The sequence below is a fragment of the Streptomyces sp. NPDC091649 genome (assembly GCF_044756785.1).
Lineage (GTDB): Bacteria > Actinomycetota > Actinomycetes > Streptomycetales > Streptomycetaceae > Streptomyces.
The window spans coordinates 255706-272101 of record NZ_JBIVTR010000007.1; the positions used below are offsets into that span (position 1 = coordinate 255706).

The 16396-nt window shown below is 73.0% G+C and carries 15 protein-coding genes; 9 read left to right on the plus strand and 6 right to left on the minus strand.

Features of this window, described 5'->3' with window-relative positions; all coding sequences use genetic code 11:
- The first annotated feature begins 67 nt into the window (after positions 1 to 67).
- Positions 68 to 976 (plus strand): 5'-3' exonuclease, encoded by a 909-nt coding sequence (locus tag ACIQMU_RS15660; protein ID WP_352241718.1) that lies wholly within the window; start codon positions 68 to 70, stop codon positions 974 to 976.
- Positions 977 to 1095: 119 nt separating this feature from the next.
- Positions 1096 to 1947 (plus strand): siderophore-interacting protein, encoded by an 852-nt coding sequence (locus tag ACIQMU_RS15665; protein WP_352241674.1) that lies wholly within the window; start codon positions 1096 to 1098, stop codon positions 1945 to 1947.
- 148 nt (positions 1948 to 2095) lie between these two features.
- Here the strand turns inward: ACIQMU_RS15665 and ACIQMU_RS15670 are convergent, their stop codons facing one another.
- Positions 2096 to 2893 carry a MerR family transcriptional regulator gene (locus ACIQMU_RS15670; protein ID WP_402689012.1) on the minus strand — a complete coding sequence of 266 codons (798 nt, stop codon included), beginning with the start codon at positions 2891 to 2893 and terminating at the stop codon, positions 2096 to 2098.
- 163 nt (positions 2894 to 3056) lie between these two features.
- Here ACIQMU_RS15670 and ACIQMU_RS15675 point away from each other — a divergent pair, with 163 nt between their 5' ends.
- From ACIQMU_RS15675 to ACIQMU_RS15695, 5 genes are all read left to right on the plus strand, one after another.
- The gene (locus ACIQMU_RS15675; RefSeq protein ID WP_352241720.1) at positions 3057 to 3971 is read left to right on the plus strand and encodes a hypothetical protein; all 915 of its coding nucleotides are present in this window, start codon (positions 3057 to 3059) and stop codon (positions 3969 to 3971) included.
- Positions 3968 to 4465, plus strand: coding sequence for an ABA4-like family protein (locus ACIQMU_RS15680; protein WP_402689013.1), 498 nt, complete (start codon positions 3968 to 3970; stop codon positions 4463 to 4465). The genes ACIQMU_RS15675 and ACIQMU_RS15680 overlap by 4 nt, the downstream gene beginning before the upstream one ends.
- 112 nt (positions 4466 to 4577) lie before the next feature.
- Complete coding sequence (locus ACIQMU_RS15685; RefSeq protein ID WP_352241677.1) at positions 4578 to 5162, plus strand: sigma-70 family RNA polymerase sigma factor; 585 nt, start codon at positions 4578 to 4580, stop codon at positions 5160 to 5162.
- A complete protein-coding gene (locus ACIQMU_RS15690) occupies positions 5159 to 5911 on the plus strand; it encodes an anti-sigma factor domain-containing protein (protein ID WP_402689014.1) in 753 nt (250 codons plus the stop codon). The genes ACIQMU_RS15685 and ACIQMU_RS15690 overlap by 4 nt, the downstream gene beginning before the upstream one ends.
- A gap of 35 nt (positions 5912 to 5946) precedes the next feature.
- Positions 5947 to 7314 (plus strand): deoxyribodipyrimidine photo-lyase, encoded by a 1368-nt coding sequence (locus ACIQMU_RS15695; protein ID WP_352241679.1) that lies wholly within the window; start codon positions 5947 to 5949, stop codon positions 7312 to 7314.
- A gap of 121 nt (positions 7315 to 7435) precedes the next feature.
- Here ACIQMU_RS15695 and ACIQMU_RS15700 read toward each other — a convergent pair whose 3' ends face one another.
- The 4 genes from ACIQMU_RS15700 to ACIQMU_RS15715 form a co-directional block, all read right to left on the minus strand.
- Complete coding sequence (locus tag ACIQMU_RS15700) at positions 7436 to 8239, minus strand: DUF1295 domain-containing protein (RefSeq protein ID WP_352241680.1); 804 nt, start codon at positions 8237 to 8239, stop codon at positions 7436 to 7438.
- A gap of 88 nt (positions 8240 to 8327) precedes the next feature.
- Positions 8328 to 9590: a class I SAM-dependent methyltransferase gene (locus ACIQMU_RS15705; protein WP_402689015.1), complete on the minus strand. Its 1263-nt coding sequence runs from the start codon at positions 9588 to 9590 to the stop codon at positions 8328 to 8330.
- Positions 9587 to 10312 (minus strand): DUF1365 domain-containing protein, encoded by a 726-nt coding sequence (locus ACIQMU_RS15710; protein ID WP_402689027.1) that lies wholly within the window; start codon positions 10310 to 10312, stop codon positions 9587 to 9589. Before ACIQMU_RS15710 ends, ACIQMU_RS15705 begins: the two co-directional genes overlap by 4 nt.
- Positions 10306 to 11580 carry an FAD-dependent oxidoreductase gene (locus ACIQMU_RS15715; protein WP_352241683.1) on the minus strand — a complete coding sequence of 425 codons (1275 nt, stop codon included), beginning with the start codon at positions 11578 to 11580 and terminating at the stop codon, positions 10306 to 10308. Before ACIQMU_RS15715 ends, ACIQMU_RS15710 begins: the two co-directional genes overlap by 7 nt.
- Before the next feature lie 533 nt (positions 11581 to 12113).
- Between ACIQMU_RS15715 and ACIQMU_RS15720 the strand changes: the two genes are divergently transcribed.
- Positions 12114 to 12761, plus strand: coding sequence for a fasciclin domain-containing protein (locus ACIQMU_RS15720; RefSeq protein ID WP_352241684.1), 648 nt, complete (start codon positions 12114 to 12116; stop codon positions 12759 to 12761).
- Between the two features lie 206 nt (positions 12762 to 12967).
- The gene (locus ACIQMU_RS15725) at positions 12968 to 13405 is read left to right on the plus strand and encodes an SPW repeat protein (protein ID WP_356730147.1); all 438 of its coding nucleotides are present in this window, start codon (positions 12968 to 12970) and stop codon (positions 13403 to 13405) included.
- A 103-nt stretch (positions 13406 to 13508) separates the two neighbouring features.
- On the opposite strand, the gene ACIQMU_RS15730 is transcribed toward ACIQMU_RS15725, so the two are convergent.
- Positions 13509 to 16349 (minus strand): DEAD/DEAH box helicase, encoded by a 2841-nt coding sequence (locus tag ACIQMU_RS15730; protein ID WP_402689028.1) that lies wholly within the window; start codon positions 16347 to 16349, stop codon positions 13509 to 13511.
- Positions 16350 to 16396: the final 47 nt, after the last annotated feature.

Genomic DNA, 16396 nt, shown 5'->3' on the forward strand with positions numbered 1-16396 from the left:
CACCCGGAGCGATGGACGGCGGCTGTCGGAGGCGTGGGGCATCATCGGGTCTGTGACGCGACGCCTGATGCTCCTCGACACCGCCTCCCTGTACTTCCGCGCCTACTTCGGCGTGCCCGACTCGGTGCGCGCGCCGGACGGGACGCCCGTGAACGCCGTGCGCGGACTCCTCGACTTCATCGGCCGCCTGGTGCAGGACCACCGGCCGGACGACCTGGTCGCCTGCTGGGACGACGACTGGCGCCCGCAGTGGCGGGTCGACCTGATCCCGACGTACAAGGCGCACCGGGTCGCCGAGGAGACGCCCGCCGGACAGGCGGACGAGGAGGAGGTCCCCGACACGCTGTCCCCGCAGGTCCCGATCATCGCGGACGTGCTGGCGGCCCTCGGGATCGCCCGTGTCGGCGTCACGCCGTACGAGGCGGACGACGTCATCGGCACCCTCACCGCGCGGGCGACCGGACCGGTGGACATCGTCACCGGCGACCGGGACCTCTACCAGCTGGTCGACGACGCCCGTCAGGTGCGCGTGCTCTACCCGCTCAAGGGCGTCGGCACCCTCCAGGTGACCGACGAGGCGTGGCTGCGCGAGAAGTACGGCGTCGACGGCGCGGGGTACGTCGACCTGGCGCTGCTCCGCGGCGACCCGAGCGACGGGCTCCCGGGCGTGCCCGGCATCGGCGAGAAGACGGCGGCGAAGCTGCTGGACGCGTACGGCGATCTCGACGGGATCATGGCCGCGGTCGACGATCCGAAGGCGAAGCTGACCCCCTCGCAGCGCAAGCGGCTGGACGAAGCGCGCCCCTACGTGGCCGTCGCACCCCAGGTGGTCCGGGTGGCCGGGGACGTGCCCCTGCCCGACTTCGACGCGGCGCTGCCGCGCGAACCGCACGACCCGGCCGCCCTGGAGGCGCTCGCGGAGCGGTGGGGGCTGGGCGGAGCGCTCCAGCGGCTGCTGACCGCCCTTCAGCACTGAGATGTTAACTTAGGTATACCTAAGAACCACCGGTCGTGGGTGTGGAGAGGCGCGTGCCCGGATCCGCGCCGCCGGCCCCGGCCGCCGGTGGTGCACGTCTTCGAACCAGGGAGTACCCCGTGGCAGAGCGGCCGGCCCGACAGGCACCCAAGGCCCAGGGGGCGCAGGTCGTGCGCACCGAGCGGATCACCCCGCACATGGTGCGGGTGGTCCTCGGCGGCGAAGGGCTCGCGGACTTCGCCCTCTCCGGCTTCACGGACCACTACATCAAGCTGTGCTTCGCGCCCGAGGGCGCGGAGTACGCGCACCCCTTCGACATGGCCGCCATCCGCGAAAACCACCCGCGCGAGCTGTGGCCCACCACCCGTACGTACACGGTGCGCTCGTGGGACCCGGTCGCCCGGGAGATGGCCGTCGATTTCGTCGTGCACGGCGACGCGGGCCTCGCGGGACCGTGGGCGCAGCGGGCCCGGGCGGGCGAGCAGGTGACCTTCCTCGGCCCCGGCGGCGGCTATCGCCCGGAGGCGTCGGCGGACTGGCACCTGCTGGCGGGTGACGAGAGCGCGCTGCCGGCGATCGCGGCGGCGTTGGAGCGGATGCCGTCGGGTGCGCCGGTGCACGCCTTCGTGGAGGTGGCGGACGCCTCGGAGGAGCAGAAGATCGTGACGCCCGACGGGGTGGCCGTGACCTGGCTGCACCGCGGCGACCGGCCCGTCGGCGAGCTGCTGACCGCCGCCGTGCAGGGGCTGGACTTCCCCGGGGGCGAGGTCCAGGCGTTCGTGCACGGGGAGGCGGGCTTCGTGAAGGAGATCCGCCGCCACCTGCGCGTGGAGCGCCGGATCCCGCTGGCGCGGCTGTCGATCTCCGGTTACTGGCGTCTCGGCCAGAACGACGACGCCTGGCGCGCGGTCAAGCGCGAGTGGAACGAGCAGGTGGAGCGCGAGCAGGAGAGCGGCTCGGCGGCCGCGTAGCACGCACCCCGCCCGGCGAGCAGACCACCGGACCCCGCCCACCGCACCCGCGGCGGGCGGGGTCCGCGCGTCGGAGCGCGGCGGACGGGCCCGCACTCCCCGGGGCCGCCGCGCCGCCCCCGGGCGCCGCCGGACACGCCCCGGCGCGTCAGGCGTCCGGGGCGGCCCGCTCCGGGCCGGGGACGCCGCCGCCCGCCCCCGGTTCCGTGCCGCCGACGGCCGCTCCGGCCTCCCGGGCACCGCCCTCCCCGGCAGCGGGCCCGCCGGCGCCGTCCGCGGCACCGGGGCCCTCGGGCCCGGCCGGACCGGCGAGGCACTCCGGGGGCTCGAAGCGCCGGAAGGACACGTCGACGTGCGCGAGCTTCCGCAGCGCGCCGAACATCGCCTCGCCGAGAACGGTCCCCACGACGACGCTCTCGACCTGCTCCTCGCGGGCCACCCGGCGCTGCACGTAGTCGAGGTCGGCGCGGGCGACCGACTCGGCGGCGTCCGCGTAGACGTCCAGCAGGTCGGTGTACCCGCCGTGTCCGGCCCGGTGGAGCGCGGACAGCACCCCCGCCAGTGATTCGGCGGCCGGGCCGCGGCCGTCGGCCTGCCAGCCACGCCGCCGCAGCAGCTCGGCCACCTCCTCACGCGCGTCCTCCAGCTCGGGGCCCGGCTCCTTCTCACCTGCGGGCGTCACGCCGTCCGCCGCGATGCCGAGCACCGTGTGCACCGGCTGCGCGGGGTCGTCCATGGCGCCCAGGATCTCTCCGATGCCGGCGAGCGAGAGGCCGCCCACATCCCGCAACGCCCGGATCAGGCGCAGCCTCCGCTCGTGCCCGGGGCCGTAGTGCGCCTGGTTGGGGCTGGTCAGCTCCCCTGTCGGCAACAGCCCTTCCCGTAGGTAGTACTTGATCGTCGGTATCGGAACCCCGGATCTGCGACTCAATTCACCGATGCGCACCGTGTGTTCGCCCTTTCACCCTTGCCAGAAACTCCCCCATCATAGATAGTCCCCCTATCGGATAGCGGACAGCGCAGCTATCCATACGTACGATTATCGCAAGGGGCCTCTCGTGTCGTCATCGCGTTCCTGGCATCGCCCTTTGGTCGCCCTCTCCGCCGCGATGGCCGTGCTGGCCCTCGTGTCCGCCGTTGGCCTGGTGGTGGACGACCGGGTCCTGGTGGGTGCTCCGATCTGGGCGAAGCCGTTCAAGTTCTCCGTGTCCTTCGCCGCCTACTGTCTGACCCTGGCCTGGATGCTGACCCACCTCACGCGAGGCCGGCGGACCGGCCGGTGGGCGGGGCACGTCGTGGCTCTGACGAGCCTGGCCGAAATGGTGATGATCACCGTGCAGGTCGTCCGGGGCAGGCGCAGCCACTTCAACTCCGCGACCCCCTTCGACGCGGCGCTGTGGGACGCGATGGGCACGACCATCGTCGTCCTGTGGGCGGCCACCCTGGTGATAGCCGTCCTGGTGCTGCGCACCCCCCTCGCCGACCGGGCGACGGCCCTGGCCCTGCGGGGCGGCCTGCTGATCGCGCTGGCCGGCGCGGCCCTCGGCTTCCTGATGTCGCTGCCGAGCGCGAGCCAGCGGGCGGCGGGAGACCTCGACCGTGCCGACATCGTCGGCGCGCACTCCGTGGGCGTGCCGGACGGCGGTCCGGCCATGCCCCTGACGGGATGGTCGACGACCGGCGGCGATCTGCGGGTACCGCACTTCGTGGGCATGCACGCCCTCCAGTCGCTGCCGCTGCTCCTGATCGCCCTGGTGCTCCTCGCGCCCCGCTTCGCCCCGCTGCGCGACGCCGGGGTGCGGCTGCGCCTCGTGCGGGTCGCCATCGGCGGTTACGCGGCGCTCGTCGCACTCCTCACCTGGCAGGCCCTGCGAGGACTGCCGCTGCTCCACCCGGACGCGGCCACTCTGGCCGCCGCCGGGGCGATCCTCACGGCGGTGGCCTGCGGAACGGCGAGCGCGCTGCGTCCCGCCGCCCCCGCCCTCCCGTCCCGACCCTCCAACGGCAAGGAGCCCGTGGCATGACCGGCGCACTCTTCGAGATCACGTTCTATCTGGCCGCTCCGTTCTGGCTGTTGATGATCTTCGCTCCCACCTGGTCCGGCACCGCCCGTCTGGTCGCCTCACCCCTGACCGTGCTGCCCCTCCTCGCCGTCTACACCGTCCTGGCCGTCCCGGTGTTCCCGGAGCTCTGGACGGCCGTGAGCAGCCCGGACATCGACGCCTTCCGTGAGCTGACGGCGCTGCCCGGCGGGGCGGGGGCCGTCTGGGCGCAGGTGATCGCCTGGGATCTCCTGCTCGGGCAGTGGATGTACCTCCAGAGCCGGAAGCTGGGGCTCTCGCCCCTGCTGATGGGGCCGCTGCTGGTCCTGTCGATCCTGCTGTCGCCGTTCGGACTGCTGATCTTCCTCGCCGTCCGCGCCGTCCGCCGACGGGAGCGGGAGCGGGAGCCGGGGCGGGTGCGGAAGCCGGAGCCGCAGCTGGAACCGGAGCAGAGGCGCAAGACGCGCGCGGGCTGAGTCGCGTCCTCCCGGGGCCGGATCTGGAAAGATCGCCCGCACCGACCAATCCGCACGGCCGTCCGCTCCGAATCATGCCCGGAACCGACGATCGTCCCGGGAGGAAACCCGCGTGAAGGAAGCCGTACACATCAGTGGGGTGCCCTCGCCCGGTCCCGATCTCCAGGAGCTTCTGGTGCGGGTCGCGCGGGGCGACCAGGAAGCCTTCGCGTCGGTGTACGACGCGGTGAGCGGACCCGTACTGGGTCTGGTGCGCCGGGTGCTCCGCGACCCGGCCCAGTCGGAGGAGGTGGCGCAGGAGGTCCTGGTGGAGGTGTGGCGCACCGCGCCCCGTTTCCAGGCGTCCCGGGGCAGCGCGATGAACTGGGTGCTGACCCTGGCCCACCACCGGGCCGTCGACCGGGTCCGCTCGGCCGAGGCCGCCGCCGCCCGGGAACACAAGGCGGCACTGCTGGACCGGACGCCCGCCTTCGACGAGGTGTCCGAACAGGTCGAGAGCCGGCTGGAGAGAGAGCAGGTACGGCGCTGCATGCGCACCCTGTCCGAGCTCCAGCGGGAGTCGGTGACCCTGGCCTACTACCGGGGGCTGACCTACCGTGAGGTCTCCGAACTGCTCTCCGTGCCGTTGGGCACCATCAAGACACGGCTCCGCGACGGCCTCATCCGGCTGCGCGACTGCCTGGGGGTGAGCGCATGAGTACGGCCGAACTGCACACGCTGACCGGGGCCTACGCCCTGCACGCGCTGCCGGATTCCGAACGGCACGCGTTCGAGCGGCACCTGGAGGACTGCGCGGCCTGCGCCCAGGAGGTGCGGGAGCTGTCGGCGACCGCCGCCCGGCTCGGCCTCGCCGTCGCCGACACCCCTCCGCCGGAACTGCGCGACCGGGTGCTGCGGGAGATCTCGACCGTACGCCAGGAGACGCCGGCGCCCGGCAGGCGTGAGCGCACCGGCGGGGGCGCACGCACCGGCCGCCGGTACGCCTACGCGCTCGCCGCCTGCCTCGCCGCCGCTGCCGCCTTCGGCGGGGTCGCCGTCTGGCAGAACCAGGTGGCGCGGGACGCGCGGCAGGAGGCGAATCAGGCCCAGCGGCAGAACGAGCGGCTGGCCCGGGTGCTCTCCGCGCCCGACGCGAAGACCGCCTCGGGCGAGCTGACCGGCGGCGCCCGCGGCACCGTCGTCGTCTCGCAGAGCCAGAACCGTGCGGTGTTCCTGGCCTCGGGCATGGAACGGCCGCCGGGCGGCAAGGTCTACCAGCTCTGGTTCAACGACGAGGGCACGATGCGCCCGGCCGGTCTGATGGACCCGTCGGCGAGCGATGACGCGGTCCTGCTGGACGGTCCGGTGGACGAGGCGTCCGGGATGGGCATCACGGTCGAGCCCGCCGGAGGTTCCGCGGAACCGACCTCGTCGCCGGTGGCGCTGATGGACTTCCCGACCGCCTGACCCCACCCACGAGTTACGCGAGGAGCGCCCGTTCCATGAGTGTCGCGGTGGTGCTGTTCACCTCCGATCTACGTCTGCACGACAACCCGGTGCTGCACGGCGCCCTGCGGGACGCGGACGAGGTCGTCCCGTTGTTCGTCCGGGACGAAGGCGTCCACCGGGCCGGGTTCGACGCGCCCAACCGGCTGGCGTTCCTCGCCGACTGCCTGGCCGGCCTGGACGCCGGGCTCCGGCGCCGGGGCGGCCGGCTGGTCGTCCGCCGGGGCGAGGTGGCCGCCGAGGTGGGGCGGGTGGCCGAGGAGACCGGGGCGGCCTCCGTGCACGTGGCCGCCGGAGTCAGCCGGTACGCGGCGCTGCGCGAGGAGCGGATCCGGGAGGCCCTGGCGGGCGCCGGCCGCGAACTGCGCGTCCATGACGCGGTGGTCACCGCGCTCGCCCCGGGCCGGGTGGTCCCGGCGGGCGGCAAGGACCACTTCGCGGTGTTCACCCCGTACTTCCGCCGTTGGGAGGCGGAGGGAGTACGGGGCACACTGGCCGCTCCCCGTTCGGTCCGGGTGCCGGACGGTGTGGCGAGCGACCCGCTTCCGGACCGGGACGCCGTCGGGGACCTCTCCCCCGGCCTCGCCCGGGGCGGCGAGGAGGCGGGCCGCGGACTGATGACGTCCTGGCTGAACGGGCCGATGGCCGACTACGAGGACGCCCACGACGACCTGGCCGGGGACGCGACGTCCCGGCTCTCGCCCCATCTGCACTTCGGTACGGTCTCCGCCGCCGAACTGGTGCACCGTGCCCGGAAGAAGGGCGGTCCGGGCGGCGAGGCGTTCGTGCGGCAGCTCGCCTGGCGCGACTTCCACCACCAGGTCCTCGCGGCCCGCCCCGACGCCTCCTGGGCCGACTACCGGCCGCGCCGGGACCGCTGGCGCTCCGACGAGGACGAGACCGACGCCTGGAGAACCGGGCGGACGGGCTATCCGATGGTGGACGCGGCGATGCGGCAGCTCGCTCACGAGGGCTGGATGCACAACCGGGGCCGGATGCTGGCCGCGAGCTTCCTCACCAAGACGCTGTACGTGGACTGGCGGGTGGGCGCCCGCCACTTCCTGGACCTGCTGGTCGACGGCGACCTGGCGAACAATCAGCTGAACTGGCAGTGGGTGGCGGGCACCGGCACGGACACCCGGCCCAACCGGGTGCTCAATCCGGTGGTCCAGGGCAAGCGCTTCGATCCGCGGGGCGACTACGTACGGCGCTGGGTGCCCGAACTGGCGGAGCTGGAGGGGGCCGCCGTCCACGAGCCCTGGAAGCTGAAGGGCCTGGACCGGGCGGGCCTGGACTACCCGGAGCCGGTGGTCGACCTGGCCGAGGCACGGTCCCGCTTCGAACGCGCCCGCGGCCTGGACTGACCGGACGACTGCCGAAAGGGGCCGGCCCCGGGCACCCGCGCCCCGGAGCCCCTCCCGTCCCCGGACCGTACGACGGTCACGGCGCCCGGGGCCGGCCCCTTTCGGTTGTCCGGCCGGGGCGTCAGGTCCGGCGCGGCGGCCGGGGGAAGAAGCCGCTGGTCCGCGCCGCGTACGCGGCGAACCCGGGCCGGTCGGCCATATGACGCTCCAGCAGGGCTGCGCCGCTGCCCCGCGTCAGCAGGTAGCTCATCACCAGCGGGGCGACGACGGTGGCGGCAGCGGCGGCGGGAGCCTGGCAGACGAAGAGGAAGAGACCCCACCAGACACAGAAGTCGCCGAAGTAGTTCGGATGGCGGGTCCAGGACCACAGTCCCCGGTCCATGATCTTCCCCTGGCCGGCGGGGTCGGCCTTGAACCGGGCGAGCTGAGCGTCGCCGATCGCCTCGAAGGCCAGGCCCACCGCCCACAGGAGCACCCCCGCCCAGACCCACCGGGCCAACGGCGCGGTGAGGTAGTGGGACGCCTGCACGGGGAGCGAGACGAGCCAGACCAGCGCGCCCTGGAGCAGATACACCTTGCGCAGGGCGTGGAGGTTCGGGTTGCCGGGGGCCTTGGCCAGCATCTTCGCGTAGCGCGGGTCCTCGCCGTGGCCCCGGCCGCGCCGGCCGATGTGGATCGCGAGGCGCAGCCCCCAGATCACGGTCAGCGCGGTCACCAGGAGCCGGCGGCCGTCGTCGCCCGTGCCCGCCGAGAGGCCGTAGGAGACCAGGGCCACGGCGGCGAACGCGAGGCCCCAGGCGATGTCGACGATCCGGTGCACGCCCTTGTTCAGCGCGACGGCGAAGGTGACGAGCATGACGCCGAGGGCGGCGACGGCCGCGCCCGCGAGCCCGCTCGCGAACGCGGCCCAGGCGAATCCGCTCACCGGCCCTCCCGCACGGGCGCGGCCGGTGCGTACCCGTCCTGTCGGACGGTTCCGGAGCCCTCCGGCAGGGCGGACGGACAGGCGGTGGTCACGCGGTCTCCTCGCGGGTCAGCAGCAGTTGCTGCACATCGAGATAGCCGGAGCGGAAGCCCGCTTCGGAGTAGGCCAGGTAGAAGGTCCACATCCGGCGGAAGACGGCGTCGAAGCCGAGGGCCTCGACCTCGGCCGCCCGCTCGGTGAACCGCTCCCGCCACAGCCGGAGGGTCTCGGCGTAGTGGGCGCCGAAGCGGACGCGCTCGGTCGTGCGCAGGCGGGTGTGCGCGGCGGTGACCCGCTCCACCGCCTCGGTGGAGGGCAGCAGTCCGCCGGGGAAGATGTACTTCTGTATCCAGGTGTACGTGGAGCGGCTGGCGCGCAGCCGGTCGTCGGGCATGGTGATGACCTGGAGGGCGATCCGGCCGCCGGGGGCGAGCAGACGGTCCAGGGTCTGGAAGTAGACGGGCCAGAACTCCTCGCCCACGGCCTCGACCATCTCGACGCTGACGATGGCGTCGTAGTCTCCGGTGACGTGGCGGTAGTCGCTCAGGCGTACCTCGACACGGTCCGCGAGACCGGCCTCACGGACCCGGGCGCGGGCCAGTTCGCGCTGTTCGGCGGAGAGGGTGACGGTGACGACCCGGGCGCCGCGGGCGGCCGCGCGGATGGCCAGCTCCCCCCAGCCGGTGCCGATCTCCAGGAGGCGGGTGCCCCGGCCGACCCCGGCGGCGTCCAGCAGCCGGTCGATCTTGCGGTGCTGGGCGGCGGGCAGCAGGTCGTGCTCGGCCGGGAAGCCGCGGAAGACGGCGGAGGAGTAGGAGAGCGTCGTGTCGAGGAAGAGGGCGAAGAGGTCGTTGGACAGGTCGTAGTGGTGGCTGATGTTGTCCCGGGAGCCTTCGGGGGTGTTCAGCTGGGCGGCGGGCCTGCGCGGCGCCCAGATGCCGCGCAGGCGTTGCAGCGGCCGGGGGACGAGGCCGGCCGCGTGGTCGGCCAGCACGGTCAGTACGCCGACCAGGTCGGGTGTGTCCCATTCGCCGGCCATGTAGGACTCTCCGAAGCCGATGAGTCCGCTCGCGCCGATCCGGCGGAAGAAGGCTCCGGGGTCCCGGATGTCCATGAGGGGGCCGCCGAGGCCGATGTCCTCGGCGCCCGTGAGCCGGACGCGCAACGGAAGCCGGGCGAGAGCGTGGCGGACGATGTGTTCGGCGACGGCGGTCCGGGCGCGGGAGAGCCGGGGCGGGGCGACGATGCCGGTCCGGCGTTCCGGGTGGGCCCCGGGGGTGTGTGCCGCCGGCGCGGAGGGGGGCGCGGTCACTGCATGCCTTCCTGTGGGCGATGAGGGGGGCGGGGCCGCACGGGCAGCCCGCGCAGGAGGAGCCGGATGCCGTGCAGGCGGATCGCGGCGGAGACGAGGACGGTGGACAGAGGGTGGCGCAGCGCGAGGCGCACCAGCTCCCGGGGGGTGGCGGGGCGGCGGACTCCCCGTACGGTCGCGGTGAAGGGGCGGGATCCGCCGCGCTCCAGCCGGATGCTCAGGTCGAGCCGGACCCCGGGTTCGGGCAGCCTCATCCGGTAGCCGCCGTCCACGGGGAAGAACGGCGAGACGTAGAACTCCTTGTCCGTCGCGGCCCGGTCGCTCCCGTCGGGGTACAGGAGGTAGCCGTGCCGTTCGCCGTACGTGTTGTGCACCTCGGCGACGACGCAGAGGGGGGTGCCGTCGGCACGGCGGCACCAGTAGACGGTGATCGGGTTGAAGACGTGGCCGAACACCCGGGCCTGGGTGAGCATGGTGACGGTGCCGTCGCCGAGTTCGACGTCCCGGGACCGCAGGAAGCGCTCCAGGCCCGCCCGGACGGTGGGGGCGGTGCCGCCGAAGTGGTCGCGGGCCTCGAACCGGGCCAGCGGGCGCAGGAGGCGCGGCAGCCGGGGCGGCCGGTCGGGGTCGATCAGCCACAGATACGTACGGTGCCGGAAGGCGTACGTCCCCGGCCGGGTCCGTACGTGCGTGATGGCGCACGGGTAGAGGGCGCTCACCAGGTCACTCCGAGTGCGGCCGCGGCCTGGACCCCCGAGCGGCAGCCGTCCTCGTGGAACCCCCAGCCGTGGTAGGCCCCCGCGTAGGCGGTGACGGGACCGGACAGCGCGGGCAGCCGGGACTGCGCGGCGACGGACTCCGGGGTGTGGACGGGGTGCTCGTAGACCATGCGGGCGCGGACGGTGTCCGGGGCGATCCGGTCGGCGCCGTTCAGCGTGACCACGAAGGTGTCCGGGGCGTCGAGCCGCTGGAGCCGGTTCATGTCGTAGCTGACGGTGACCCGGTCGGCGTCGGCGGCGCAGGAGGGCATCAGGTAGTTCCAGGAGGCCCTGGCGCCCCGGGCGCGCGGCAGCAGAGCGGTGTCCGTGTGCAGCAGGGTCGGGTTGCGGGAGTACCGGAACGCCCCGAGTGTGCCGCGCTCGGCGTCGGTCGGGTCGGCGAGCAGCCGCAGCGCCTGATCGGGGTGGACCGCGATGACGACGGAGTCGTACGGGGTGGTCGTGCCGTCCTCGGTGGTGATCTCGACACCGTCCGGGTGGCGGGCGACGGCCCGGACCGGGGTCGCGGTGCGCACGGCGTCGAGCCGCTTGACGACCCGTTCGACGTAGGCGCTCGACCCGCCGGTGACGGTGCGCCAGACGGGGGAGCCGCCGACGGCGAGCATGCCGTGGTGCGCGAGGAACCGGAAGAGGTGGCGGGCCGGGTAGCGCAGGGCGGTGACCGGGTCGCAGGACCAGACGGCGGAGACCATGGGAGTCAGGAAGTGGGCGTGGAAGTACGGCGAGAAGCGTTTGCGCCGGGCGAACTCCCCCAGAGACATGTCGCTCCCGGTGCCCTCGGGCAGCGCCAGCAGGGCCCGGGCCGCGCGGTGGAAGCGCGGTACCTCGGCGAGCATCCGCAGATAGGGGCCGCGCACGGCGGAGCCGGGCTGCGCGAAGAGCCCGGCCGGGCCGCGCGCCCCCGCGTACTCGAGGCCGCACCCCTCGCACCGCACCGACATGCTCATCTCGGACTCCTGGGTGGCGACGCCCAGTTCGCCGAAGAGCCGCAGCAGGTGGGGGTAGGTCCGCCGGTTGTGCACGATGAACCCGGAGTCGACGCGGTGCACACGGCCGTCGGACGCGGCCAGATCGTGTGTGTGGGCGTGGCCTCCGACGCGGTCCTCGGCCTCGTACAGCGTCACCTCGTGAGCGTCGCGGAGAACGTGGGCGGCGGTCAGTCCCGCCACTCCGGCCCCCACCACGGCCGTCCGTTGCCGTTCCGCTGCCATTCCGGCTCCCTCCGGTCCTCCGCACAGGTCGGAGCGCTGCTGGAGTGCTCCTCACCCTCTCTTCGTGGCCGGTGCCCGGAGGGATTGGTCGGTCATCCCTTTCGTGGCCGGAGCGGAGGGGGCTGACCGGCCTGGAGGCTTCCCCGAACGGGTGAAGGAGAGGACGGGACCAATCCGCCGGCCGGCCGGCGCCGAACCCCCGGTGTGAGAACAGAACGGAACAACGCGCGGACGGACGGAGCACCACTGCTCCGGCGGCCCCGCCCGGCGGGTGCCGTGGTCACCGCGTCCGGCGGCCCGGCCGCCGGACGCCCGGTGCGCCGTCGTCGCTCCGCCCCGGTACGCCGTACGGATTCGGCCGGCGCCGAAGCCCGGGGTGTCCGGTGCGGGGCGGCGCACTGCCCGTCGGGGGCTCCGGTCCGCGGTGCGGCCGGGGAGCCGTCCGGGCGCCCCGCCCCCGCCGACGGCGGCCCCGCTTCTCTCGCCCTCGCACTCCGCTCTTCGCACCACCCCTTCGATTCAGGAGAAACGCCATGAACACGCTCCTCTTCCGCCGCGCGGCCCTCACCGTGTCCGCGGCGGCCGTGCTGCCGCTGACACTGACCGCCTGCTCGTCGGACGACTCCTCCAAGGACGCGGCGGCGGGCTCGACACCCAGCGCCTCCGCGCCGGCGAGCCCTTCGGCCGATGGCTCGACGACCATGGACGAGCCGTTCGGTCCGGCCTGTTCGTCGGTGCCGGAGGAAGGCGCGGGCTCGTTCGGCGGCATGGCGAAGGACCCGGTCGCCACGGCCGCCTCGAACAACGAGGCCCTGTCGACGCTGGTGGCCGCCGTGAAGCAGGCCGGCCTGGTCGACACGCTCAACAACGCCGAGAACATCACGGTGTTCGCCCCGACCAATGACGCCTTCGCGAAGATCCCGAAGGCCGACCTGGACGCGCTGCTCGCGAACAAGGCCGAGCTGACGAAGGTCCTCACCTACCACGTGGTGGGCGAGAAGCTGACGCCGCGGCAGCTGGAGAAGGGCTCCTTCGACACGCTGGCGAAGAGCGAGCTGACGACGGCCGGCTCGGGCGTCGAGTACACCGTGAACGACGCCTCGAAGGTCGTCTGCGGCAACGTCCCGACCGCCAACGCGACGGTCTACATCGTCGACACGGTCCTGATGCCGCCGAAGTAGCCCTCGGCGGCCCCCTCGGACGAGGGGCGGGGAGCCCCGGTCTGCCGCGGCTCCCCGCCCCTCGTCCGCGTGCGGAGAATCCCTCCCGACAATCTCGCCCGAAATCTACACATAAGCGACAGATAAGAGCACTATGGGAACAAGGGTGCTTGCCGCATCCCTCCGCACGGCCGCAAGGCCCGCAGCAACGAAGGAGACGACATCTCATGAGCAACGTCTCACACGCGAGGAGTGACATATCGGGCCACCCCGATGCCTCCGAAATGCGTGCGCGGCACGACCGCGTGATGAGCGGTCGCGATGTGGCGCTGGTGGACGCGCCGGTGTTCCTCGTCGGCCTCTACTGCGCCGTTTCCCCGTGGGTGCTCCACTTCACGGCCAGCCAGCCGGCCCTGGTGACGCACAACCTGGTGCTGGGCATCGCCATCGCGGTATTGGCCCTCGGCTTCACCGTGGTACCCGAGCGGATGTCCGGCATGAGCTGGGCGATCTGCGCGATCGGCGCCTGGATCATCGTGTCGACCTGGGTAGTGGGCAACAGTCCGGACACGGGAATCGTGATCAACAACATCATCGTCGGCGGCCTCGCCGTCCTGCTGGGCATGGCCTGCGCGGGAGTGGCGGCCAAGAGCCGCAGCACCTGACCACGACGCCGCCCCCGCGACCGACAGCCCCGCTCCTGGGCCGCCGCGGTCTTCTGGACCCCCGCGGTCTTCGAGGAGCGGGGCTGCCACGCCTCCGGCCCGGTCACCCGACCGAGCTGTAGGCCACAACCCCCCGCAGTACCGCGTCCACCGCCTTGCGCGCGTTCTTCGCCACGCCGGAGGCGCCCGGACCCGCGTCCCGGGGAGCCGCCGCGGCGACCTGCCCGAGGACGTCGATGACCTGCTTGCACCACCGTACGAAGTCCCCCGCCGGCATCTCCGCCTCGCGCAGCACCTCGTCCAGCGTCCGGCCGGAGGCCCACGTGTACACCGCCCAGGCGAAGCCGAGATCGGGCTCGCGCTGGCCGACCCCCTCCGCCTGGTTGATCTTGAAGTCCTCCTCCAGGGCGTCCAGCCGCCCCCAGATCCGCACCATCTCGCCCATGGCGAGCTTGGCCGGCCCGGACGGCAGCTTGGGCGCGACCGCGTCATCGGCCTGCCGCGCCTCGTACACCAGCGCCGAGACGCACGCGGCGAGTTCGGCGGGGTTGAGCCCCTCCCACACGCCCTCCCGCAGGCACTCACTGGCGAGCAAGTCCAGCTCCCCGTACAGCCGGGCCAGCCGCCGGCCGTTCGCGGTGACCTCGTTGCCCCGGAGGTAGTCCAGCTCGGTGAGGAGCGCCACGATCCGGTCGAAGGTCCGGGCGATCGTGTTCGTCCGCCCCTCGATCCGCTTCTCCAGCTGCCGGGTGTCCCGCTGCAACCGGTGGTAGCGCTCGGCCCACCGCGCGTGGTCCTCCCGCTCGTCGCACCCGTGGCAGGGGTGGGCACGCAGCTCGGCCCGCAGCCGGTTGATCTCGCGGTCGTCGGCGGCCGGCGCCCGCCCCTTGCGGTGCCGGTCGGGGGCGACGTGCCCGGCCTTGGTCCGCAGCGCGGAGGCCAGGTCGCGCCGGGACTGCGGCGAACGCGGGTTGAACGACTTCGGGACCCGCATCCGGTCCAGCGCCTCCACCGGCACCGGGAAGTCCATCGAGGCCAGCCGCTTGACCTGCCGCTCGGCGGTCAGCACCAGCGGACGCGGCCCGTCATGGTGGTCGAACCCTCGGTGGCCGTTGGCCCGCCCGGCGGGCAGACCCGGATCGAGCACCAGGGCGAGCCCGGCGAATTTCCCCGTCGGCACATGGATGACGTCCCCCGGCCGCAGCTTCTCCAGCGAGGCGGCGGCCGCCGCACGCCGCTGCGCCGCCCCCTGCTTGGCCAGCTCCGTCTCGCGGTCCTTGAGGTCGCGCCGCAGGCGCGCGTACTCCTCGAAGTCGCCGAGGTGGCAGGTCATGCCCTCCTTGTAGCCCTCCAGACCCTCCTCGTTGCGCTGGACCTGCCGGGAGATCCCGACGACGGACTTGTCCGCCTGGAACTGGGCGAAGGAGGTCTCCAGCAGTTCGCGCGAACGGTGCCGCCCGAACTGCTGCACCAGGTTGACCGCCATGTTGTACGAAGGGCGGAAGCTGGACCGCAGCGGGTACGTGCGCGTCCCCGCGAGCCCGGCGAGCGCCGTCGGGTCCATGCCGCGCTGCCACAGGACCACCGCATGGCCCTCGACGTCGATGCCCCGGCGTCCGGCCCGGCCGGTGAGCTGGGTGTACTCGCCGGGGGTGATGTCGGCGTGCTGCTCGCCGTTCCACTTGACGAGCTTCTCCAGCACCACGGAGCGAGCCGGCATGTTGATCCCGAGCGCCAGCGTCTCGGTGGCGAAGACGGCCTTCACCAGGCCCCGCACGAACAGCTCCTCGACGACCTCCTTGAAGGTCGGCAGCATGCCCGCGTGGTGCGCGGCGATACCGCGCTCCAGACCTTCGAGCCATTCGTAGTAACCGAGGACGTTCAGGTCCTCGCCGGGGATGGAGGCGGTGCGCTCCTCGACGATCTCGCGGACCAGCCGGCGCTTGTCCTCGTCGTTGAGCCGGAGACCGGCGTACAGGCACTGCTGGACGGCGGCCTCGCAGCCGGCCCGGCTGAAGATGAAGGTGATGGCGGGCAGCAGGCCCTCGTTGTCCAGCCGCTCGATGACCTCGGGCCTGCCCGGGGTCCAGATCCGGCCGCGCTGGCGCCTCTCGCGCTCGCGGTCGGCCTCGCGCACCATCTTGCCCCGGCGGCGGTCGCGCGGGTTGTACCCCTGCTGGTTCTCCTGCCGGGCGAGCCGGACCAGGTCGGGATTGACCTCGCGGCGCCCGACGCCCCGGCCGCCGTGGTCGGTGGCCTCCTCGAAGAGGTCGTACATCTTGCGGCCGGCCATCACGTGCTGCCACAGCGGCACCGGGCGGTGCTCGGAGACGATCACCTCGGTGTCGCCGCGCACGGTGTCCAGCCAGTCGCCGAACTCTTCCGCGTTGGAGACGGTCGCCGACAGGGAGACCAGCGTCACCGACTCCGGGAGGTGGATGATCACTTCCTCCCACACCGCGCCCCGGAAGCGGTCGGAGAGGTAGTGCACCTCGTCCATGACCACATAGCCGAGGCCGGACAGCGACTGGGAGCCCGCGTACAGCATGTTCCGCAGGACCTCGGTGGTCATCACGACCACCGGCGCCTCGGAGTTGACGCTGTTGTCGCCGGTCAGCAGGCCGACCTTGTCCGCGCCGTACCGTTTGACCAGGTCGGCGTACTTCTGGTTGGAGAGCGCCTTGATCGGCGTCGTGTAGAAACACTTGCGGCCCTGCTCCAGGGCCAGATGCACGGCGAACTCGCCGACGATCGTCTTGCCCGACCCGGTGGGGGCGGCGACCAGCACCCCCTTGCCCGCCTCCAGGGCCCGGCATGCCTCGATCTGGAACGGGTCCAGCCCGAACTCGTACATCTCGCGGAAGGGCCCGAAGGCCGTCGCCATCTCGGCCGCACGGACCTGAGAAGCCTGGTATCGCTCAGCTGGTGAGAGGTCCTCTGTCATCTTGCTCACGAGCCTACCCGTCACCTCTGACACTCAGCGCGATCTTT

Coding starts and splice junctions, on each gene's coding strand:
- ACIQMU_RS15660 (WP_352241718.1), top strand. CDS start 68: ATGCTCCTCGACACCGCCTCCCTGTACTTCCGCGCCTACTTCGGCGTG.
- ACIQMU_RS15675 (WP_352241720.1), top strand. CDS start 3,057: ATGGCCGTGCTGGCCCTCGTGTCCGCCGTTGGCCTGGTGGTGGACGAC.
- ACIQMU_RS15680 (WP_402689013.1), top strand. CDS start 3,968: ATGACCGGCGCACTCTTCGAGATCACGTTCTATCTGGCCGCTCCGTTC.
- ACIQMU_RS15690 (WP_402689014.1), top strand. CDS start 5,159: ATGAGTACGGCCGAACTGCACACGCTGACCGGGGCCTACGCCCTGCAC.
- ACIQMU_RS15695 (WP_352241679.1), top strand. CDS start 5,947: ATGAGTGTCGCGGTGGTGCTGTTCACCTCCGATCTACGTCTGCACGAC.
- ACIQMU_RS15715 (WP_352241683.1), bottom strand. CDS start 11,580: ATGGCAGCGGAACGGCAACGGACGGCCGTGGTGGGGGCCGGAGTGGCG.
- ACIQMU_RS15720 (WP_352241684.1), top strand. CDS start 12,114: ATGAACACGCTCCTCTTCCGCCGCGCGGCCCTCACCGTGTCCGCGGCG.
- ACIQMU_RS15725 (WP_356730147.1), top strand. CDS start 12,968: ATGAGCAACGTCTCACACGCGAGGAGTGACATATCGGGCCACCCCGAT.
- ACIQMU_RS15730 (WP_402689028.1), bottom strand. CDS start 16,349: ATGACAGAGGACCTCTCACCAGCTGAGCGATACCAGGCTTCTCAGGTC.